The 19,924-nt window shown below is 64.3% G+C and carries 20 protein-coding genes; 17 read left to right on the top strand and 3 right to left on the bottom strand.

Annotated features, from left to right (window positions below; translation table 11 throughout):
- Positions 1–24 precede the first annotated feature (24 nt).
- From ACWA1U_RS14180 to ACWA1U_RS14170, 3 genes are all read left to right on the top strand, one after another.
- Positions 25–321, top strand: a complete 297-nt coding sequence (locus ACWA1U_RS14180) for a DUF3039 domain-containing protein (RefSeq protein ID WP_463722804.1) — start codon at positions 25–27, stop codon at positions 319–321.
- Positions 322–407: 86 nt separating this feature from the next.
- Entirely contained in the window at positions 408–1,925 is a 1,518-nt protein-coding gene (locus tag ACWA1U_RS14175; protein ID WP_463722803.1) for an MFS transporter, read from the top strand.
- The gene (locus ACWA1U_RS14170) at positions 1,922–3,715 is read left to right on the top strand and encodes a DEAD/DEAH box helicase (RefSeq protein ID WP_463722802.1); all 1,794 of its coding nucleotides are present in this window, start codon (positions 1,922–1,924) and stop codon (positions 3,713–3,715) included. The genes ACWA1U_RS14175 and ACWA1U_RS14170 overlap by 4 nt, the downstream gene beginning before the upstream one ends.
- Positions 3,716–3,749: 34 nt before the next feature.
- Here ACWA1U_RS14170 and ACWA1U_RS14165 read toward each other — a convergent pair whose 3' ends face one another.
- Both ACWA1U_RS14165 and ACWA1U_RS14160 read right to left on the bottom strand, forming a co-directional pair.
- Positions 3,750–4,382 carry an isochorismatase family protein gene (locus ACWA1U_RS14165; RefSeq protein ID WP_463722801.1) on the bottom strand — a complete coding sequence of 211 codons (633 nt, stop codon included), beginning with the start codon at positions 4,380–4,382 and terminating at the stop codon, positions 3,750–3,752.
- A complete protein-coding gene (locus ACWA1U_RS14160; RefSeq protein WP_463722800.1) occupies positions 4,379–5,710 on the bottom strand; it encodes a nicotinate phosphoribosyltransferase in 1,332 nt (443 codons plus the stop codon). Before ACWA1U_RS14160 ends, ACWA1U_RS14165 begins: the two co-directional genes overlap by 4 nt.
- Positions 5,711–5,825: 115 nt before the next feature.
- Between ACWA1U_RS14160 and clpS the strand changes: the two genes are divergently transcribed.
- From clpS to ACWA1U_RS14100, 12 genes are all read left to right on the top strand, one after another.
- The gene (gene clpS, locus ACWA1U_RS14155) at positions 5,826–6,131 is read left to right on the top strand and encodes an ATP-dependent Clp protease adapter ClpS (protein WP_463722799.1); all 306 of its coding nucleotides are present in this window, start codon (positions 5,826–5,828) and stop codon (positions 6,129–6,131) included.
- Between the two features lie 8 nt (positions 6,132–6,139).
- Positions 6,140–6,700: a DUF2017 domain-containing protein gene (locus ACWA1U_RS14150; RefSeq protein WP_463722798.1), complete on the top strand. Its 561-nt coding sequence runs from the start codon at positions 6,140–6,142 to the stop codon at positions 6,698–6,700.
- A gap of 102 nt (positions 6,701–6,802) precedes the next feature.
- A complete protein-coding gene (murI, locus tag ACWA1U_RS14145) occupies positions 6,803–7,753 on the top strand; it encodes a glutamate racemase (protein ID WP_463722797.1) in 951 nt (316 codons plus the stop codon).
- The gene (locus ACWA1U_RS14140) at positions 7,750–8,541 is read left to right on the top strand and encodes an MBL fold metallo-hydrolase (protein ID WP_463722796.1); all 792 of its coding nucleotides are present in this window, start codon (positions 7,750–7,752) and stop codon (positions 8,539–8,541) included. The genes murI and ACWA1U_RS14140 overlap by 4 nt, the downstream gene beginning before the upstream one ends.
- Positions 8,542–8,615: 74 nt before the next feature.
- Positions 8,616–9,392, top strand: a complete 777-nt coding sequence (rph, locus tag ACWA1U_RS14135) for a ribonuclease PH (RefSeq protein ID WP_463722795.1) — start codon at positions 8,616–8,618, stop codon at positions 9,390–9,392.
- Complete coding sequence (rdgB, locus tag ACWA1U_RS14130) at positions 9,385–10,011, top strand: RdgB/HAM1 family non-canonical purine NTP pyrophosphatase (protein ID WP_463722794.1); 627 nt, start codon at positions 9,385–9,387, stop codon at positions 10,009–10,011. The genes rph and rdgB overlap by 8 nt, the downstream gene beginning before the upstream one ends.
- 63 nt (positions 10,012–10,074) lie before the next feature.
- Complete coding sequence (locus ACWA1U_RS14125) at positions 10,075–10,749, top strand: DedA family protein (RefSeq protein WP_463722793.1); 675 nt, start codon at positions 10,075–10,077, stop codon at positions 10,747–10,749.
- On the top strand, positions 10,746–11,396 hold the full coding sequence (locus ACWA1U_RS14120; RefSeq protein ID WP_463722792.1) for a GNAT family N-acetyltransferase: 651 nt from the start codon (positions 10,746–10,748) through the stop codon (positions 11,394–11,396). Before ACWA1U_RS14125 ends, ACWA1U_RS14120 begins: the two co-directional genes overlap by 4 nt.
- A 129-nt stretch (positions 11,397–11,525) precedes the next feature.
- On the top strand, positions 11,526–11,903 hold the full coding sequence (locus ACWA1U_RS14115) for a GntR family transcriptional regulator (RefSeq protein WP_463725054.1): 378 nt from the start codon (positions 11,526–11,528) through the stop codon (positions 11,901–11,903).
- On the top strand, positions 11,900–12,865 hold the full coding sequence (locus ACWA1U_RS14110) for an ABC transporter ATP-binding protein (RefSeq protein ID WP_463722791.1): 966 nt from the start codon (positions 11,900–11,902) through the stop codon (positions 12,863–12,865). The genes ACWA1U_RS14115 and ACWA1U_RS14110 overlap by 4 nt, the downstream gene beginning before the upstream one ends.
- Positions 12,862–13,548, top strand: coding sequence for a hypothetical protein (locus tag ACWA1U_RS14105; RefSeq protein WP_463722790.1), 687 nt, complete (start codon positions 12,862–12,864; stop codon positions 13,546–13,548). The genes ACWA1U_RS14110 and ACWA1U_RS14105 overlap by 4 nt, the downstream gene beginning before the upstream one ends.
- Before the next feature lie 65 nt (positions 13,549–13,613).
- The gene (locus ACWA1U_RS14100; protein WP_463722789.1) at positions 13,614–14,603 is read left to right on the top strand and encodes an exonuclease domain-containing protein; all 990 of its coding nucleotides are present in this window, start codon (positions 13,614–13,616) and stop codon (positions 14,601–14,603) included.
- A 12-nt stretch (positions 14,604–14,615) separates the two neighbouring features.
- Here ACWA1U_RS14100 and ACWA1U_RS14095 read toward each other — a convergent pair whose 3' ends face one another.
- Entirely contained in the window at positions 14,616–15,557 is a 942-nt protein-coding gene (locus ACWA1U_RS14095) for an ADP-ribosylglycohydrolase family protein (protein ID WP_463722788.1), read from the bottom strand.
- Between the two features lie 98 nt (positions 15,558–15,655).
- On the opposite strand from ACWA1U_RS14095, the gene ACWA1U_RS14090 reads away from it, so the two are divergent.
- Both ACWA1U_RS14090 and ACWA1U_RS14085 read left to right on the top strand, forming a co-directional pair.
- On the top strand, positions 15,656–16,819 hold the full coding sequence (locus tag ACWA1U_RS14090; RefSeq protein ID WP_463722787.1) for an exonuclease SbcCD subunit D: 1,164 nt from the start codon (positions 15,656–15,658) through the stop codon (positions 16,817–16,819).
- Entirely contained in the window at positions 16,816–19,881 is a 3,066-nt protein-coding gene (locus ACWA1U_RS14085) for an AAA family ATPase (protein WP_463722786.1), read from the top strand. Before ACWA1U_RS14090 ends, ACWA1U_RS14085 begins: the two co-directional genes overlap by 4 nt.
- Positions 19,882–19,924 lie beyond the last annotated feature (43 nt).

Raw genomic sequence — 19,924 nt, 5'->3', positions numbered from 1 at the left:
CTGTTCGCCGGTAGGATGGAACCCATGAGTACGCCAGCAGACCCCTTCGAAAGTCACCCACAAGGTTCTCCCGGTGACTCCGGCACGTCGACCGCAACGATCGAGCGCGAGGAACTGCGGGAGGAGCTTGAGCCGGGGGACCGTGAGCGCTTTGCCCATTACGTACGCAAAGAAAAGATCATGGAGTCCGCGCTTTCCGGTGAGCCCGTGATCGCGTTATGCGGGAAGGTGTGGACGCCCGGCCGGGATCCTGAAAAGTTCCCCGTCTGCCCTGAGTGCAAGGAGATCTATAACTCCATGCGTCCAGGGGATAAGTCCTAGGGATTCACAAGTACACGGTTCAAAGCGCCTGCCGGGTCAAACCCGCCGGTCTTTTGCTGGACGAGAGCCCGGCTGATGAGGATCCAATGCAAGAAACAGGCACTCCGCCGCGCGGTGGAGCGATGTCTGCCCGGTTGCGTCCGCTGACAATTGGCGTACTCGCCATCATCACCTGTGCCGCTTTCGAAGCCATGGCGGTTGTCACCGCGATGCCGTCGGTCGCCGCTGAGCTCGATGGCGTGTCCAGTTACGGGCTGGCATTCTCGATGTACCTGACGGCGTCGCTGCTCGGGAGCGTGCTTGGCGGCTCCTGGTGCGACCGCCGCGGACCCCGTCCCGCCTTGGCCGTGGGCATGGGCCTTATGGTGCTGGGACTCCTGGTTTCCGGCAGCGCCGGCGCCTTCTGGCTGATGACGGCGGGGCGTGCGGTATCGGGCCTAGGCGGCGGGTTCATGATCGTCGCTGTCTACGTCATCATTGCCCGCGCGTACCCACAGCAAATGCAGCCGGTGGTCTTCGGCTGGCTCGCCGCGGCCTGGGTGATCCCATCACTTGTGGGGCCCTACGTTTCCGGCGTGCTCGCTGAACAGGCCAGCTGGCGTTGGGTTTTCCTCGGTGTGGCACCGGTGGTGGTCGCAGCGTTCCTCCTGGTCTGGCCGCGAACTGCGGAACTGACAGCCCGGGAACCGAAATCAGCACCAGACGCAGCGGTACGCAAGAACGCCCTCACAGGGTTGCTTCTCGCAGGGGGCGTGTTCGCTGCACAGTTCGCGCTGACACGCGTCGCGACAGAAGGATTCGCGGAGCCGCTGACGGCCTGGCTCTATGTCCTTGTCGGCCTGGCAGGCGTCGGGGCCGCCGTCGTCTCCTTCCCCCGGCTGCTGCCGCAGGGCACGCTGCGGTTGGCGAAGGGCCTCCCGAGCGTCATTGCCACCCGCGGCCTGCTCACTGTTGCCTTCTTCGGCGCCGAGGCGTTCATCCCGCTCATGCTGGTCTCCGTCCGGGGGCTGGACGCCTCAACGGCCGGACTGACGTTGAGTGCTGCCGCCGTCGGATGGAGCGTGGGATCCTTCGTCCAGGCGCGGGTTACCTTCCGCAGGCAGTGGCTGTTGGTGATCGGTGCCTCACTGTTGTCCGTGACGATCGGCGGCTTGGCGCTGACGGCGTCGAGCGGCGTGCCCTTCGTGGCGTTGGTGCTCGTCTGGTGCGCCGCCGGCTTTGCGATGGGAATCACGCTCTCAAGCACTTCAGTGCTTGTGCTGAAACTTTCGGCGCCCCATGAGCAGGGCCGCAACTCCGCTGCGCTGCAGCTCTCCGACCAGCTCGGAGGAGCCGTCGGGACAGCCGGCGCGGGCGGGCTGTTCGCCCTGCTGCGGGATCCTGGAAACCCTGGCCAGGTGGGTGTGTTCGTTGCAATCTGGCTGGCTCTGTGCGTGTTCGCTGTAGTGGGTATAGTGGCCGGGTTGAGGGCTGCCCAGGGTGATCGAGCCGCAGTGCCGGAAGGCACCGGGAAACCGGATATATCGGAAGAATCCGCCAAACCAGGCAAACCTGGCGAGTCCGGCCAACAGGGAAAACAAGGAAAGGTGTCGACCACAGAGTGAGCAATAATGCACTTTTCGGCACGACGCCGGCCTTGCCGCCTGCCTACCCCGAGCGGGCCGCATGGGGAACTGCGCCCAAGCTCAGGCAGTGGCAGGAGGAAGCACTCGCCAAGTACTTTGCGAACTCGCCCCAGGACTTCCTTGCCGTCGCGACGCCCGGTGCAGGCAAGACCACCTTCGCTCTCCGCGTCGCCACCGAACTCGTTGAACGCCGGATAGTAAACCGGATCGTCGTCGTCGCCCCGACGGACCACCTCAAGAGGCAGTGGGCAGACGCCGCGGCCAGAGTGGGGCTGTCCATCGATCCCAACTTCCGTAATGCCGATGGGCGCCACGGCTCGGGCTTCATCGGTGTTGCCGTCACCTACGCGCAGGTCGCGAGCAAGCCGATGCTGCACCGGGCCAAGACGGAAGCCGCCAAGACACTGGTCATCCTTGATGAGATCCACCACGGCGGAGACGCACTCTCCTGGGGCGACGGCATCCGTGAAGCGTTCGAGCCGGCCACCCGTCGTCTTGCACTGACCGGTACCCCGTTCCGGTCCGACACCGCCGCGATTCCGTTCGTGGAGTATGTGGAAGACGCCGACGGTATCCGCCGCTCCCGTTCCGACTACACCTACGGCTACGGCGAGGCGCTGCGCGACCACGTGGTCCGGCCGGTGATCTTCATGGCCTACTCCGGCCAGATGCGGTGGCGGACCAGTGCCGGTGAGGAGATGGCGGCATCCCTTGGCGAGGCCGCAGTCACGAAGGACATCACCGCCCAGGCGTGGCGGACGGCCCTTAATCCGCAAGGGGACTGGATTCCGGCCGTGCTTACCGCGGCTGACCGCCGTCTTACGGAGGTCCGGCGCTCGGTCCCGGATGCAGGCGGCATGGTCATCGCAACAGATCACGACGATGCACGGGCCTACGCCGGCCAGCTGAAGAAGATCACAGGCGAATCACCAACCGTGATTCTTTCGGACGATTCGAAGGCTTCGGGAAAGATCGAGGAATTCTCGGCGGGGGAGAGCCGCTGGATGGTTGCCGTCCGCATGGTCTCCGAGGGCGTGGACGTGCCCCGCCTCGCCGTCGGCGTCTACGCCACCTCCACTGCTACGCCGCTGTTCTTCGCGCAGGCGGTTGGACGGTTCGTGCGTGCACGGCGCCGCGGCGAAACGGCGTCCGTCTTCCTGCCTTCAGTGCCGAACCTCATGTTGCTCGCGAACCAGCTCGAAGCCGAACGGGACCACGCCCTTGACCGCCCCGATAACAACGAAGATGGGTTCGCTCCCGAAGAAGCCCTGATGGAAGCGGCGAACCGCGAGGAAAAGGCGAGCGATGAGCTGACCAAGCAAAAGTTCGAGGCACTTGAGTCCCAGGCCGCCTTTGACCGGGTGCTATTCGACGGCGGCGAATTCGGCACCGGCGGTGAAATGGGGAGCGACGAGGAACTCGACTTCCTTGGGATTCCTGGCCTGTTGGATGCTGACCAGGTCGGTATGATCCTGCGGCAGCGTCAACAGGAACAGCAGTCCCGCCGGCGCGGCGGCGCACAGCAGAGCGCCGCGCAACCTGCTGCTCCCGACGCCCCGCCTGTAGTGGATCACCGCCAGCTCACCGAGCTTCGGGGGCAACTGGCGAAGAACGTCTCGGCGTGGTCGGCGCGCTCCGGGATGCCGCATGGGGTGGTGCACACGGAGCTGCGCAAAGCATGTGGCGGACCGGCGGTTGCACAGGCCAACGAGGAGCAGCTGAACCGCAGGTTGAAGAAGCTTCAGGACTGGTTCATCGGTCGCACCTAGGGTCGCCAGGTGGAAGAGGGAAGGCCAGCTGGAACTAGTCGACCAGCTCCACGCCGGCCTCCTCAAGTTCGGCGAAGACCTTGTTGACTTGATCGGGATGTACGGCGCGGGTGTAGTCCACCAGCACGCTGGTGTCGTAACCGGCCGCTACCGCGTCGAGGGCGGTTGCGCGGACGCAGTAGTCGGTTGCCAGGCCTGCGACCACCACCTCGTCCACGTCCCGGTCACGCAGCCAGTCATCCAGGGACACGGCGTCGTCGGGCACTCCCCCTGTCTCTGCAGCCGCGGCGCTGAGTTTCTGCTCCCCGGTAGGCACTTGGTCTTCGGGAGCAAGCACTCCTTCAAAGCCTGAATACGCCGCGACGTACTGGCCCTTCCGGAAAACCGCCTCAATGCTTTCGGTATCGAGGTTGGGGTGAAAGCGGGAGCCGGGCTGGTCTGCGACGCAGTGCACGGGCCACGAGTCCACGAAGTCGGGCTGATCCGAGAAGTGCGGTCCGGGGTCGATGTGCCAGTCCTGGGTCGCGATGATGTAGTCATAGTGGCCAGCTTGCGCGTCGATGTGGTCGCTGAGCGACTGCGCGGTCTCGGCCCCGCCGTCAACTGCCAGCGAGCCGCCTTCGCAAAAGTCATTCTGTACGTCGACGATGATCAGCGCACGTGTCATGGGGACTCCTCGTATTCGGTAGGGATGGCCGGTTCGCCGCGCTGGAGGCGCATGACCGAACCTGGCAGCTCAGCCATTGATTGCCGGTGCCTAGCAGCTGCGCGCTCGACGGCGGCGGGCCCGGTCCAGCCCGGTAGTACTTCGCCGCCTGCCACGAACTGCTGTAGCAGCGGGCGGTCGTTGCCGTCGTCGTGCGGTGGATTTCCGATGCCGATCACTTCCGCCACCGCGGTACCGGTGCCATTGAGCCGCCGGAGCGCGTATTTCCGGCCACCGACGGACGCCTTGTTCTTGGCGGCCTTGGCGACAGAGACGAACTGGCCGTCGTCGCCGGTGCGGCTCACCAGCTTGTAGACCATCCCGGCGGTGGGTGCGCCGGATCCCGTGACCAGGGAGGTGCCCACGCCATAGGAATCCACGGGGGCGGAGGCCAGCAGGCCGATTGCGTATTCGTCGAGGTCCGAGGTGACGACAATTCGCGTCTGATGGTTACCGAGGTCATCCAGCAGCTGCCGTACCCAGCGCGCCTGTGCCACCAGGTCACCGGAATCGAGCCGGACTGCACCGAGGTCCGGTCCGCCTGCGGCAACGGCATTGCGGACGCCGCGCTCGACGTCGTATGTGTCCACGAGGAGCGAGGTTCCCTTGCCGAGGGCGGCAACCTGGGCGGCGAACGCTTCCTCCTCCGAGTCGTGAAGCAGAGTGAACGAGTGGGCTGCAGTTCCTACGGTACGGATTCCGTAGCGACGCCCGGCCTCGAGGTTCGACGTACTGGCGAACCCCCCGATGATCGCCGCGCGGGCGGAGGCCACAGCCGACTCCTCCTGGGTACGGCGTGAGCCCATCTCGATGCAGGGACGGGTTGCCGCTGCTCCGGACATCCGGGACGCGGCAGAAGCGATGGCGCTGTCGTGATTGAGGACCGACAACAAATATGTTTCGAGGATGCAGGCTTCCGCGAAGCTGCCTTCGACGATGAGGATGGGGGAGTGCGGGAAGAAGGCTTCCCCCTCGGCGTAACCCCAGATCTCGCCCATGAACCGGAAGGACGAGAGCCAGTCGAGGGTCGCCGCGTCAACGACGGCGGAGTCCGCCAGGGCCTGGAGCTGTGCGTCTTCGAACCGGAAGTTCTGCAGTCCTTCCAGCAGCCGGCCCGTCCCGGCGACAATGCCGTAGCGGCGTCCTTCGGGGAGGCGCCGGGTGAACACCTCGAAGACGGACCGGCGGTGCGCTGCACCGGAGTGCAGGGCGGCCTGCAGCATGGTCAGCTCGTAGTGGTCGGTGTACAGCGCCGTATTGGGGTGCTGCCAGGCATTTGTTGAGCTCACAAAGAAACTCTAGCCCCGCGGCCACTTGCATGAGTATTGTGCAGGCTGTGCTACCGGCGGTGGCAGTGACCGAGGACGCAGGGCGTCTTCGGCGCACCGACCTACAATGGACAGCATGAGTGTTGGCGTTGTTCCCGAAACCGACCAGCGTGAGGAAACCGACGTTGACCTTGCTACCAGCCTGGACGTGCCGTGGGTCGTGATCGTCTGGAATGATCCGGTGAACCTGATGAGCTACGTGACCTACGTGTTCCAGACCTACTTCGGTTACAGCGAAGCCAAGGCGCGCACGCTCATGCTTGAGGTTCACGAGCAGGGCAGATCGGTGGTCTCCACGGGGCCGAGGGAGCAGGCTGAACGGGACACCGTAGCCATGCATTCCTTCGGGTTGTGGGCCACTTTCCAGACAGCGGACGCGTAGGAGCGGCAGTGGCGAAAGCATTCAAGGCGACCAGGCGCGGCATTTCCGGGGAGTTCGAGGCAGGGGAGCTGCGCCTGCTCCGCCGGCTTTTTGTCGACGTCGTGCAGCTCCTCGAACCTGAGGCGCGGGAGAACGAGGACCCTTTGGCCGCATTGGTGGGCCTGGATTCCGAGGCGGTGAAGCCGCAGGACAGCGCTGTGGCCCGCCTCCTGCCTGACGCAGTGAAGAACGACGACGTCGAGGCGCTGGAGTTCCGCCGCCTGACCGAGCGCTCGCTGCGGGAGGACAAGGTAGGCGTTCTGCGCGGAGCGGCGCTCCTGCTTGAGAGCACCTCGGTACTGCTGAATCCCGACCAGGCCCAGTTGCTTGCGCGTGCGCTGAATGATGTCCGGCTGGTCCTGGCGGACCGGTTGGATATCAGGACTGACGAGGACGCAGCGCGGCTGCACGACATCTCAGACGTGGACGATGCCGAGGACCTGGAGTCCTACCTGGCGCTGGTGTACAACTTCGTTACCTGGCTTCAGGAGGGGCTCATGCAGGCCCTTCTTGGTGGACGGGAAGACTGATCAGCGGCGGCGTCGCGTGACCGGTGCGCCGCGGTCGGTGTGACCAAGGACACGGCAGGCCGCTTAGCTAAAGCGGCCGGTGCCCCCTATCCTCAAAAGATCATGAGTTCTGCTGTTCCTGCCGTCTCTACTGCCGATGATGCCGCCTCCGGATCCACCGAGGCGCCCATCGGCATTTTCGATTCAGGGGTGGGCGGATTGACCGTCGCCCGGGCTGTAATGGACCAACTGCCGCATGAATCCGTGCTTTACGTAGGCGATACCGCCCATGGACCGTATGGGCCCCTCCCCATCGCGCAGGTTCGCGCGCACGCCCTCGGGGTCATGGATGAGCTGGTCGATTCCGGGGTCAAGCTGCTGGTCATCGCGTGTAATTCGGCGTCGGCGGCGGTGCTGCGCGATGCCCGCGAGCGTTATACGGCCCGCTACGGGATTCCGGTGATCGAGGTGATTCAGCCGGCCGTCCGCCGGGCGGTGGCTGCCACCAGGACCGGGCGGATCGGCGTGATCGGGACCAGCGCTACCGTGGGTTCGCGCGCCTACGATGACACTTTTGCGGCCGCGCCGCACCTGGAGATTTCCTCGGTGGCCTGCCCGGCCTTCGTGGAGTTCGTTGAGGCGGGCGTGACGGCCGGCCCGGAACTGCTGGAGACCGCTTCGCGCTACCTTGCGCCCCTGGCGGCGGCCGACGTCGACACCCTGGTTCTCGGCTGCACCCACTACCCTCTTCTGACGGGAGTCATCTCCTATGTCATGGGGGATGCAGTGACCCTGGTGAGCAGTGCCGAGGAAACAGCCAAGGATGTGTACAGGGCGCTGGTCTCCCACGACCTGCTTCGCACCGGATCAGCAAAACCGGAGCACCACTTTATCGCCACCGGGGACGCCGCCCGATTTGAGGAGCTCGCCCGCCGCTTCCTGGGCCCCGAGGTCCTCAGCGTCGAGCATGTTGACCACGTGGCCGCCCAATATCCGACCGGAAGCCTGGCCAGGATCACTCCAGAGATGCTCGCCGCGGCCCGGGCCGACGCCGGTACGCGTACCGGCCGATGAAGCTCACCATTGTCGGCTGCAGCGGATCCTTTCCCGGCCCACACTCTCCGGCCTCCTGTTACCTCGTGACGGTCGAGGGGGAGGACAAGACGTGGCGGATCCTGCTGGACCTCGGCAATGGTTCCCTGGGTGCGCTGCAGCGGTACATGGACCTTCGGGATATTGACGCCGTGCTGCTGAGCCACCTGCACCCTGATCACTGCATGGATCTGTGCGGCCTGCATGTGGCCGTCCACTGGGATCCAGCAGGCTGGAACCAGCCGCGCATCCCGGTGTGGGGTCCGGCCGCTACAGCGGACCGGATAGCCACGGCATACGGCCTTGATCCTGATCCGGGAATGCACGAAGACTTTGACTTCCGCTCCTGGTCAGCAAGGCAACCGGTCACCATAGGCCCGTTCACCATCACCCCGTATCCGGTGCTGCATCCTGTGGAGGAGGCCTACGCGCTCCGTGTCGAAGTTGACGATCCGCAAATTCCAGGGGGCAAGCGGGTACTCACCTATTCCGGAGATACCGATTCGTGTGACGGCCTGGTGGAGGCCGCCGAAGGCTCGAACCTTTTCCTTTGCGAGGCAGCCTTCCACGAGGGGCGCGACGACGCCGTCACCGGCGTGCACCTGACCGGCAAGCGCGCCGGTGAAATGGCCACCGTGGCGGGATCGGGCCGCTTGCTGCTGACCCACCTGCCCGTGTGGAATGACGCCGTGAGAGCGATTGAGGAAGCCCGCTCGAGCTTCGACGGAGACGTGGCCGTCGCCGTTGCGGGGGTCTCCTACCGCGTCTAGGGTTTGGGTTGCCCTTTCGGCAGGCGCGCTACCGCAGACCTGCCGGACGAGCTGGCTCTGGCAGACTTGGGTTCATGACTTCCCCTACCTCCTCAACACCTGAGTCCGCCAGCGCCACCGTCCGCGCAGACGGCCGGACCCCTGACCAACTCCGGCCGATCAGCATCACCCGCGGCTGGTCCAACCAGGCGGAAGGCTCCGCACTCATCGAATTCGGAAACACCCGGGTGCTCTGCACTGCCTCCCTGACTGCGGGTGTACCGCGCTGGCTCAAGGGAGAGGGGAAAGGATGGGTCACGGCCGAGTACGCCATGCTTCCACGCGCCACGAACACCCGTTCAGACCGCGAATCCGTGAAGGGGCGCATAGGCGGGCGCACCCATGAGATTTCCCGCCTGATCGGCCGGTCCCTGCGCTCCATCATCGACACCCGGGCGCTGGGCGAGAACACCATCGTCCTCGACTGTGACGTGCTGCAGGCCGACGGCGGAACCCGCACCGCAGCCATCACCGGCGCATACGTAGCGCTAGCCGAGGCAATTCGCTATGCACAGGAACACGGACTGGTTCCCGCCGCTGCCCGGCCGCTGACCGACACCGTGGCGGCTGTCAGCGTCGGTATCATCGACGGCGTGCCCATGCTCGATCTTCCGTATGTCGAAGACGTGCGGGCCGAGACCGACATGAACGTGGTGGTCACGGGCAGCGGCAGCTTCGTTGAGGTGCAGGGCACCGCCGAGGGAGCACCCTTCGACCGGGCTGAACTGGACGCGCTCCTGGACCTTGCTCTGTTGGGTACCTCCCAGCTCGCCCAGATCCAGCGCGAGACTCTGGGAGAGGCCCGTGCCTGAGGCCAGGCTTGTCCTTGCCACGAGGAATTCAGGAAAGCTTCGCGAGTTGCGGGCCCTGCTGCGCGGAAAAGTGCCAGGGCTCGACGTCGACACCCAGGTTGTCGACGCCGCGGCAGTAGGTGCCCCCGACGTCGTCGAGAGCGGGGTGACGTTCGAGGAAAACGCCCTCCTGAAGGCGCGCGCGGTAGCGCAGGCTTCGGGCCTGATTGCCGTCGCTGACGATTCAGGGCTGGCCGTGGACGTATTGGGCGGCGCCCCGGGGATCTTCTCGGCCCGTTGGGCCGGCAGTCACGGAAACGACGCCGCCAACCTGCAACTGCTGCTCGACCAGCTGCAGGACATCCCGGCGGAGCGCCGTGGTGCCCGGTTTGTTTGCGCTGCTGCCCTCGCGGTGCCGAACGGCGTCGAAAGCGTCTCACGGGGAGAGTTGGCAGGCATGCTGTTGATTTCTCCCCGCGGCGACGGGGGATTCGGCTACGACCCGATCCTGGAGCCTCAGGGCATGGACCGCAGCTGTGCGGAGCTGTCAGCGGATGAGAAGAACGCCATCAGCCACCGCGCGAAGGCCTTTGATCATCTGCTGCCAGCGCTGATCGAAGTTCTTAGCCCTGCTAGCTGAACAGGCGCGCGCCTTCGGGCTATTTCGGGTCACGCAGTCCAGTAGGGCAAACTTAACCGGGTTATGACACGAGAGCTGAGTACCCTGCTGCCCACCCAGACCGGCAACGATTCCCTGCTTGGGGGTGTTGCTGACTGGGCCGTCAGCATGATGGAGACTATCGGAGCTCCCGGTGCCGGCCTTGCAATTGCGCTGGAGAATCTCTTTCCGCCCCTTCCCAGTGAAGTTATTCTGCCGCTGGCGGGATTCACTGCAAGCAGGGGCGACTTCTCGCTGGCCGAGGCAATCTTCTGGACCACGGCGGGGTCAGTCGTAGGCGCGTACCTCCTGTACCTACTGGGCGTGCTGCTGGGCCGCGACCGTATGCGCCGACTCGTATCCAAAGTGCCCCTGGTGGACCTTGAGGATGTCGACAGTGTGGAGGCCTGGTTCTACCGCCACGGTTACAAAGCGGTCTTCTTCGGGCGAATGGTCCCCATTTTCCGCAGCCTGGTCTCGATCCCGGCCGGAATCGAACGCATGCCTATCTGGGCATTCCTGGGGCTCACGCTGGCCGGCAGCCTGATCTGGAACTCCATCTTCGTGCTGGCCGGTTACTTCCTCGGCGAGAACTGGCACCTGGTGGAGCAGTACGCCGACATCTTCCAGAAGCTGGTCATCGGCGCCGTCCTCCTGCTGGTGGTGTTCTTCGTGGTGAGCAAGGTACGGAAGGTGCGCCGCAAGCGCTCGGCGCAATGACGGACCTGCTCGACGTCTGGCCGCTCTTCGGCCTGGAGCTTCGCACGCCGCGGTTGACGTTGACCCCAGTACGCGACGAACAGCTTCCCGAAGTGGTCGACGCCGTGCTCGCTGGAATCCATGACCCAGCCGTGATGCCCTTCAGCGTGCCGTGGACGGAAGCGCCTCGCGACGAACTGATCCGCGAGACGGTCAAGCACCAGTGGCGCCAGCGGTGCGCCGTCAGTCCCGGCACTTGGACGCTCAACTTCGCGGTCGTGTTCGAGGGCCGGGTTGTCGGAATGCAGGATGTGTCGGCCCGGAACTTCCCTGTGCTGAGGAGCATCCATAGCGGCTCCTGGTTGACGCAGTCGGTGCAGGGGATCGGTCTTGGTAAGGAGATGCGCGCCGCCGTCCTGTTGTTCGCGTTCGACCACCTCGCCGCGAACGTGGCCCTTTCGGAGGCAGCGGAGTGGAACGAGGCGTCACTCGGCGTTTCGCGCTGCCTCGGCTATGCACCGAACGGAGTCTCGGACGGCGTGGTGCGGCCTGGAGAAGTCACCCGTAGAGTCCAGCTTCGTCTGGAAAGCGAGCACTTTGTGCGGCCTGACTGGTCCTTGAGGGTAGCTGGCGCTGAGGCCGCCATGCCGTTGCTCGGCGCCGAGTAGCCGAAGCCTCCCACCAACGCCGTTACTGCTTGACTCCGCTGCTTCTGGTTGTATGGTTAGTTACATGAGTAACGAACCAACTAAGTGGCCGGGCGCTATTCCGGCGAACTGGCGCGCGTACGCATCGTGATGATCGATGAAGGGCGTCCGATCTTCCAACAGATCGCTGAACGCATTGAGAACGACATCATCGACGGCACACTCGCGGAAGAAGCGCAGGTGCCATCGACCAACGAATTTGCAGCTTTCTACCGGATAAATCCCGCGACAGCAGCCAAGGGCGTCAACCGCCTGGTCGATGACGGGATCCTCTACAAGCAACGGGGTATAGGGATGTTTGTTTCAACAGGCGCACGGGTGCTGCTGGTGCAGCGCCGTCGGGAGAAGTTTTTCGAACAGTACGTCCAGCCGCTTGCCAGGGAAGCGCGGAAGCTGGGCATCGAGCCGGATGAGCTGGCCGACATGATCAAGCAGGGCGAGCACGCAACACAAGGGGGAGCGCTATGAACGCCGTAAGAACCAAGGACCCGTCCACTGCGGAACGAACGCAGGGCGCCGTCGTCGACGTTCTTCAGCTGACCAAGTCCTACCGGAAATCCGTGGCGCTACAGGATGTCACGCTCGCGCTGGAGCCGAACCGCATCTACGGATTGCTCGGGCGCAACGGGGCGGGGAAAACAACACTGATGTCCATCCTCACTGCGCAGGGCTTTGCTTCGTCGGGTGAGGTGCGTGTCTTTGGGGAGGACCCTTACGAGAACGAACGCGTACTCAACCGCATCTGCTTCATCCGCGAATCCCAGAAGTACCCGGATTCCTTCAACGCCCAGCATGCCTTCAAATCGGCCGCGCTGTTCTACTCAAACTGGAGCCAGGAATTCGCGGACCGGTTGGCAAAAGACTTTCAACTGCCCATGTGCCGCAATATCAAGAAGCTGTCCCGCGGCCAGCTTTCAGCCGTGGGAGTCATCATTGGCCTTGCTTCCCGCGCGGAGCTTACGTTCTTCGATGAACCGTACCTCGGACTGGATGCCGTGGCCCGCCAGCTTTTCTATGACCGGCTGGTGGAGGATTACGCCGAACATCCCAGGACGGTCGTCCTCTCCTCACACCTGATCGATGAGGTGGCCAATCTCCTTGAGCACGTGATCCTGATCGATCAGGGGCGCATCATCATGGACGACGACGCCGAGGCCATCCGGGGATCTGCGTTCACCGTTGTCGGCTCTGCGGAAAAGGTGAAAAACTTCCTCGGATCGCGGGAAGTGATGCACACTGACACATTCGCCTCCCTTGCCTCAGTCACGGCCCTCGGAGCGCTGACCCAGGAGGAAGTACGGGCAGCGGGCGAGTTGGGGCTGGAACTGGCCCCCGTCTCCCTGCAGCAACTGATAGTCCGGAAGACCATGTCCACTTCGCCCGCCCAGGCGGGCGCCGCCGATAGCCATATCACGGAGGCAGCACGATGAGCCGCGTTACGAAGGTCATGCGCATGCAGTTGATCAACCGGTGGATCTTCATCGGCATCCCGCTCATCATCCTGGCCGCCTCGTTTGGCCTGACCCTGATCATCTGGGCGATGATTCCGCCCGGAGAAATGAAATACTCGGGTGGGTCCCAGGCGTTGATGTGGTACTTCTTCGCACTCGGGATTCAGTCGCTCACCCTCACGTTTCCGTTCTCGCAGGGACTCAGCATCACCCGCCGGACCTTTTTCCTAGGTACCTTCGCGCTCTTCTCGATCATCGCGCTCATCACCTCTGTCCTTTACTGGGTGCTCGGGCTGGTCGAGCAGGCAACCGGCGGATGGGGCATGAACGGCCGCTTCTTCGCTATCGGGTGGGTGGCGGAAGGCCCCTGGTTCCACCCCATTGCCTTCTACTTCGCCGCGATGATGGTGCTCTTCGTCATCGGTTTCTGGGCAGCGACCGTTTATAAGCGTTGGCTGACCACGGGCCTGTTGATTGCAGGCATCAGCGTGGCGCTCCTGTTGGTAGGGATTCTGTACGTCATTGGCTCCCAGGATGCGTGGGCACAGGTTGGCCAGTTCTTCGCGTCGCAGACCCAGCTGAATGTCGCGGGCTGGCTGGCCGCGCTGACCCTGGTGCTGGCGGGTGGATCCTTCCTCACGCTGCGCCGCGCTGTGCCGTAACGACTTGATGGCCACACGGCTCTGCCTCCGGGGTGGAGCCGTGTGCACCAACTACCGTGGCTGGTGTGGGAATTGGGTTTACGGCGATTGACTTCGAAACAGCTAATGGATTTCGTGGTTCTCCCTGCGCGGTGGGCCTCACCAAGGTGCGCAACGGCAGGATTGTGGAGGAAGCCAACTGGCTGATGCGTCCCCCGGAGGGACATGACCACTTCGACTCGCGCAACGTTGCCATCCACCGGATTACACCGGACATGGTGGCGAACCGCCCCCGGTTCGGCGACCTCTTTCCGGAGATCGGCGCCTTCATCGGTGACGACATCCTCGTCGCTCACAATGCGGCCTTCGACCTGGGTGTCATCCGTTCCGCCCTGGAGGTTTCAAACCGCGCAGGGCCAGCGTATGACTACGCCTGCACCGTCCTCCTCTCCCGGCGCAGTTACTTCCTGGTCTCGTATTCGCTGCCCTACGTGGCTGAGGCTGCCGGCGTGCCGCTGGTGAACCACCACGACGCCGTCGAAGATGCACGCGCATGCGCCGGGATTATGGTGGACATTGCGCAGCGGGCAGAAGCGAATTCAGTGGAGGAACTGGTCACCGGGCACCGGCTCAAGCTCTCGCGACTCGAGGCGTACGAACCCGGCATTTCAGAGCTGTCCAAAGCCACCATCACAGCGCTGCAGCGGGGGCCGGCAAGTGGCTGGGCCGGCTGGCCGGATGAGGGGCAGAACCCTCCGCCCAATGCGGCAGCCGACCCGACGCACCCGCTGTTTGGGCAGACCGTGGTTTTCACTGGCGATCTTGGCATACCCCGTCCGCAGGCGAAGAAGAGAGCCGCCGTTCTTGGAGCGCAGCCTGCGAGTGCCGTGACCCGAAAAACCACCGTTTTGGTGGTTGGAAACGGGTTTGTCGCATCAGATCTGCGAAGCGGGCGGGTGACTGGGAAGGCCCGCCGCGTCATGGAGTTACACAATCGGGGGCAGAACATCGAGGTGCTCTCCGAAGCCGAGTTCCTGCAAATGACCGGCGGTCGCTGGCCAGCCAACAGCCAGTAGCTTTCGGTCTGGCTAGACGCCCATCGAGCGGGAGAACCGGTCTGCGATCCCGCGAACGACGTCGGCACCCTTCAACTGTGCGATGGCGCCCGCAGGGAGCGCGGCACTTCCGTGCAGGGCGCCGACTATATTCCCTGCGATGGCTGCACCCACCCGATGGGCGGGGCCCTCGGTGGCGCATTCCGCCAGCAAAGCGCACAAGTGGGTTGCGGCGTCGTCGTTGGCTGTCCGCAGTACCAGGCTGATCGCCGAAACCAGCGTGTCAGCGGCAGTTTGCCCGGCTCGAGGCGTCACCGCCGGACTCTCTCTAAGCGCTGCCAGCGCGGCGGAAAGTTCCACGGCGCCCAGCCTGGCCGCGTGGCTTGCGGCGGCGGCCACGGCGGCCGGGAGAGATTGGTCCGTCTGCGCCAACTCCCGGATCAGTGTGGTGAATACGGCTGCCGGCTGCTGGGCGGCCGGGCTGCCATGAGTGATGGCGGCGGCGTCGAGGGCCAACCTTTCGATCATCGCCTCCGGCACGTTCGCGAGCAGCCCGAGAGGTGCGGAACGCTTCAAGGCTCCAGCGCCGTCGTCATTCGTTGAAAGTGGCCGCTGGCGGCTACCCATCTCGCCTGTGAGCAGCGATGCGAGGGTTGCCGCGTCCGGATCGCGGCGGTCCTTCAGGACAGGCTGCCGGTCGATCCACCGCCCGGGAGGAGCCGGAGCGAACCGCGGCGCTGCTTCGCCCTGTGTGCCGAGCCAGCGAAGGTAGGCCAGCCAGAGACAGGCGGTCTCGTCGGCAGCGACGCCGTCATTAGCCCATTCGAGAGCATCCGTGATGCCGTCGGTGGTGTAGAGGGTGAGCTGTGTCGCCGAGGCGAAGTGGTGCCCGGCCGAGCCCGCGGCGGCTTCGCTGAGGGCGCCGCCGAGAAGGGCGCCGGAGATTCTGCTGCCAAGGTCTGGTACTGATGTCACTGAGTCAGTGTAGGCATTTGCTGGCTGGGTGGCACCGGCGGAACCGGCCGTCGGCGTTGCCGACCTAAACTGTCGGCGGCGGCCGGTAGCTTGGAATCATGAGGTTACTGCACACGTCGGACTGGCATTTGGGTCGCTCTTTCCATGGCGTCGGCATGCTTGAAGCGCAGCAGTTGTTCGTGGACCAGCTGGAAAAAGCTGTACGCGAAAAGAATGTCGACGTGGTCCTAATTTCCGGCGATGTGTATGACCGGGCGTTGCCCGCCGTCGATGTAGTGGAGCTCTTCGATGACGCCCTCGAACGCCTCACCCTCGCCGGGGCGCAGGTGGTGGTGAGCAGCGGCAACCACGATTCAGCGGTGCGGCTGGGGTTCGGCGGCCGCCTGATTGAGCGCGGTGGGGTCCATCTTCGCACCCGTCTGGAGGACATCGATCGTCCCGCGGTCTTCCCGCTGGGCGAAAAAACGGAGCTCGTCATTTATGGTTTGCCCTATCTCGAACCCCGTATGGTTGCCGGTCCGCTTGGAAGCGAGACAGCCACCCATACGGCCGTGACCTCCGCCGCGCTTGGCCGGGTCCGGAAAGATCTGGAGCGGCGCCGCACTTCCAGGACCGTACACTCCGTCGTAATGGCCCACACCTTCGCCAGCGGTGGAGCAAGTTCCGACAGCGAGCGGGAACTCAGCATGGGTGGCCTGGGCGTTGTGCCCCTGAGCCTGTTTGAGGAGTTTGACTACGTTGCGCTCGGACACCTGCATGGCAGGCAGCGACTCCACGATCGCATCCGGTATTCGGGGTCACCTCTTGCATATTCCTTCTCCGAGGCACGGCACTCGAAGGGCGCGTGGCTCATAGACATCACCGAGGATGGCGTGACCGAGATCGGGGAGATCAACTGGGAACCCCCGCGGCAATTGGCGGTTCTGCGCGGACCGATTGATGAGCTTCTTTCTTCGCCTGACCACACCGAGGCAGAGACCGCCTGGTGCCAGATCACCCTGACCGACCCAGAACGCCCCAAGCAGGCAATGGAGCGGCTGCGGGGGCGGTTCCCAGGGACCTTGGTGCTGGCATTCGAACCCGTTTCAAGCTCCGGTACAGACGCAGCAAGCTACAGTCAGCGCATAGCGCAGGCAGCTGATGACAGCGCAATCTGTTGCGGGTTCCTCGAGCATGTGAGGCGGCGGAAGGCAGATACGGAGGAAGCGGCGTTGTTCGCGGAGATCCTGGATTCCATGCGCGCCAGGGAGAGCGGATCATGAGGCTGCACCGGCTCGAGATCCAGGCATTCGGACCATTCGCTGATCGGCAATTCGTCGACTTCGACGCCCTCACTGAGCACGGACTTTTCCTGCTGAACGGGCCGACCGGCGCAGGGAAGTCGAGCGTGCTCGATGCTGTGTGTTATTCGCTCTACGGCTCGGTTCCCGGTGACCGGCAGACAGCCAAGCGGCTACGCAGTGACCATGCCCAGGAGTCCCTGGCGCCGGAAGTTGTCTGCGAATTTTCAGTCGGACCACGGCGTTTCGAAGTAACCCGGAACCCGGCGTGGCACCGGCCATCGAAACGGGGAAGCGGCACCACCGAGGAGAAGGCGCGCACACTGCTGCGGGAGCGCGTCGAGGGGGAGTGGGTTACCCGGTCCACCCGCAATGACGAGGCCGGTGCTGAACTGCAGAACCTGCTCGGTATGAACCGGGAGCAATTCACGCGCGTGGTGATGCTGCCACAGGGGGAGTTCGCAGCATTTCTGCGATCGGATGCGACAACCCGTGCGGAACTCCTGCAGCGATTGTTCGCCACCGACCGCTTCTCCACCGTTGAGCAGCTTCTTGCCGAGCATGCAGCATCCGCAGCAGCGCGGCGGCAGAACGCTGAAGCCGAGCTCGAAGCGCTCCTGATTCGTGCTGTCGAAGAGGTCGAACGTCACAAGATTCCTGACCACCCGGACGGCGCGCAGGAAGACATTGACGAATCAAACCTTGCAGAGCTCCGTGACCAGCTTGCCTCTGCCCTGGAAGAGTGCCGCCACCGCGCAGGTGAGCTGAAGGTGCTGCGGGTAGCGGCCACGGAGACCAGAGCGAATCTCCATACCGAACGGGAGGTCCGGCTTGGGTATCAGCGCCTTCTCGTAGAAGCCGAAGCAAACCGTACCGAGCTGAAGGCCGCGGCCCAGGTGAAGGCCCGGTTGGAGTATCACCGGAGGGCGCAGATTCTTGAGGCTCCGCTGCAGGCGAGAGACGAGGCGCAGGCTGAACTACGCGGGCGGCGGGTGGAACTCGAAACCGCGGTGGAAACGCTGGACCGGGACCGGGTCCTTGGGGCTGAGCTTCCGGAGCTGGCGAACCTTTCGCCGCTTGCGGATCAGGGCAGCGGAAATACCCAGCTCACAATCTTCGACAGCGCCAATCTGCTCATCCAGGAGAGGCTCGCCGAGGCGAAGGCCGCGTTGCCGCTCGAAGCGGAGCTGGCTGAGTTGTCCCTGCGGATCAGCGGTGTTCGGCAGCGGTTGAACGGAATCACGGAAGAGTCGGGCAGGTGTGTACTCGCCCGGGAGCGGTGCGGCGCGGAGCTCACTGAATCCACAGGCCGCCTCGAGGCGGGCGTTGCAGCTGCCGCCAGGGCAGTTCAACTCCGGAGTGAAGAATCGGAAGTCAGCGGCCGCCTCCTGCTGGCTGCGCAGCTGGAAACCGCCGTCAGCACTTTGAGGGAAGCGGAGGAACGGCAGCGTGAACACCATGCAGCCTTCCTTGCTGCGAAGGAAACCTGGCTGGAATTGCTCCGGCTAAGGCTCGAACAGTCCGCTGCCGAGCTTGCGGCGACTTTGCAGGACGGTTGCCCTTGCCCGGTATGTGGCAGCGTCGAGCATCCTGAGCCAGCCAATCCTGAGAGCGACGCGTTGGTGACACGCGAGGACGAACAGGGTGCCCGCGACGCCCAGGATGCGGCGGAGCGCCAGTTGCAGCAGGCGGTCACCGCTCACGAGACCATCGCGCTCGAGGTTGCCGGGCTTCGCGCCCGAAGCGGAGAAGCTGACCCTGAGCAACAGCGCGAACTCCTCAGCGGTCTTCGCGCCAGCCTGTCGGAGGCCGAAGAGATGGCGGCGTCGGTTCCCACCCTGACCGGGCAAGTGCAGCGCCTCCGGGTTAAATCCGAAGAGCTGGAGTCCACCCAGGAACGGCTCATGCGAACTGAGGCCGAGGAGTCGTCCCTGCTGGGCGTACTCCAGGAACAGCTCGCTTCGTTGGGCGTGCGGGTGGAAGATGCCCGCTCGGGATACCACTCAGTGGCCGGAAGGGTGGCGGCGTTGACCGGGCTGTCGAAAAATCTTGGTGGTGTGTACGCAGCACTCACCCGGCATAGCCAAGCCCAGGAAGCCCTCGCCCGCGCGGATGAAGCTCTAGGCCTGAGGTTGGGCAGGAGTGACTTCGCCTCCTTGGATGCGGTAAGGGCCGCTCTGCTCACCGATTCAGGCGTGGAGGACGCCGAGCAGGCAATCAGGGAGGCGGAGAACACCGCGCACAGGATCGAACGGGAGCTGCGGAGCCCCGCCAATGTCGCCGCGGCCGAGCGAGCGCAGGCCGGGTATCCCGTTCCCTCCGAAGCCGAGATCCAGGTCGCTTCCGAACAGGAAACCGCCGCTGGTCGAGAGCTGGAACAAACCATTCTGGAGGCTGGCCTGCTTGAGCAGTCGGTCATCCAGCTGGACTCCTATACTGATCGGGCCAGACAGCTCGTTGTCCGGCTGCAACCATTGCGCCGCGCGCACGAGCTGGCAAAATCGGTGGCTGACACAGCCCGCGGCAACGGTGAAAACCTCTACAAGATGAGCCTCGCCACCTATGTCCTTGCTGCACGGCTCGAACAGGTGGCAGCGGCCGCTACAGAGCGGCTGCAGCACATGTCCGACGGCCGCTACGCGCTGGTCCATAGCGATGCAAAGTCGGGTAACAGAAAATCGGGCCTCGGGCTGAACGTCATCGACAGCTGGACTGGTGCCCGTCGCGACACTGCCACGCTTTCCGGTGGTGAATCGTTCATGGCGTCGCTTGCCCTGGCACTGGGTCTCGCCGACGTTGTGCAGCAGGAAGCCGGGGGACTGGACATCGAAACGCTCTTTGTCGATGAGGGATTTGGCAGTCTCGACGAGCAGTCCCTGGAACAGGTCATGGATGCGCTGGAAAACCTCCGTGACGGAGGGCGGGTGGTGGGCCTGGTCAGTCACGTGCCCGAACTCAAGCAGCGCATCCCAGCTCAACTCCATGTCAGGAAGGGCAGGTCCGGTTCCTCACTCCACTTCGAGGACCAACTGCAGCGGGTGTAAAATCGTTCGTGTTACCGGGTTCGGCGCATCGGGAGGAGGGACG

This window comes from Arthrobacter sp. TRD_SC_6 (assembly GCF_055361185.1).
The sequence above is the reverse complement of the archived record's forward strand: the minus strand, read 5'-3'. Positions and strand labels throughout refer to the sequence as shown.

What these genes read in the sequence shown, in the direction of transcription:
- ACWA1U_RS14165 (WP_463722801.1), bottom strand. Translation starts at nt 4,382, where the DNA reads ATGACACGTGCGCTGATCATCGTCGACGTACAGAATGACTTTTGCGAA.
- ACWA1U_RS14140 (WP_463722796.1), top strand. Translation starts at nt 7,750, where the DNA reads ATGAAGCTCACCATTGTCGGCTGCAGCGGATCCTTTCCCGGCCCACAC.
- ACWA1U_RS14085 (WP_463722786.1), top strand. Translation starts at nt 16,816, where the DNA reads ATGAGGCTGCACCGGCTCGAGATCCAGGCATTCGGACCATTCGCTGAT.
- ACWA1U_RS14105 (WP_463722790.1), top strand. Translation starts at nt 12,862, where the DNA reads ATGAGCCGCGTTACGAAGGTCATGCGCATGCAGTTGATCAACCGGTGG.
- ACWA1U_RS14125 (WP_463722793.1), top strand. Translation starts at nt 10,075, where the DNA reads ATGACACGAGAGCTGAGTACCCTGCTGCCCACCCAGACCGGCAACGAT.
- rph (WP_463722795.1), top strand. Translation starts at nt 8,616, where the DNA reads ATGACTTCCCCTACCTCCTCAACACCTGAGTCCGCCAGCGCCACCGTC.
- ACWA1U_RS14090 (WP_463722787.1), top strand. Translation starts at nt 15,656, where the DNA reads ATGAGGTTACTGCACACGTCGGACTGGCATTTGGGTCGCTCTTTCCAT.
- ACWA1U_RS14175 (WP_463722803.1), top strand. Translation starts at nt 408, where the DNA reads ATGCAAGAAACAGGCACTCCGCCGCGCGGTGGAGCGATGTCTGCCCGG.
- murI (WP_463722797.1), top strand. Translation starts at nt 6,803, where the DNA reads ATGAGTTCTGCTGTTCCTGCCGTCTCTACTGCCGATGATGCCGCCTCC.
- ACWA1U_RS14180 (WP_463722804.1), top strand. Translation starts at nt 25, where the DNA reads ATGAGTACGCCAGCAGACCCCTTCGAAAGTCACCCACAAGGTTCTCCC.
- clpS (WP_463722799.1), top strand. Translation starts at nt 5,826, where the DNA reads ATGAGTGTTGGCGTTGTTCCCGAAACCGACCAGCGTGAGGAAACCGAC.
- ACWA1U_RS14115 (WP_463725054.1), top strand. Translation starts at nt 11,526, where the DNA reads ATGATCGATGAAGGGCGTCCGATCTTCCAACAGATCGCTGAACGCATT.
- ACWA1U_RS14110 (WP_463722791.1), top strand. Translation starts at nt 11,900, where the DNA reads ATGAACGCCGTAAGAACCAAGGACCCGTCCACTGCGGAACGAACGCAG.
- ACWA1U_RS14120 (WP_463722792.1), top strand. Translation starts at nt 10,746, where the DNA reads ATGACGGACCTGCTCGACGTCTGGCCGCTCTTCGGCCTGGAGCTTCGC.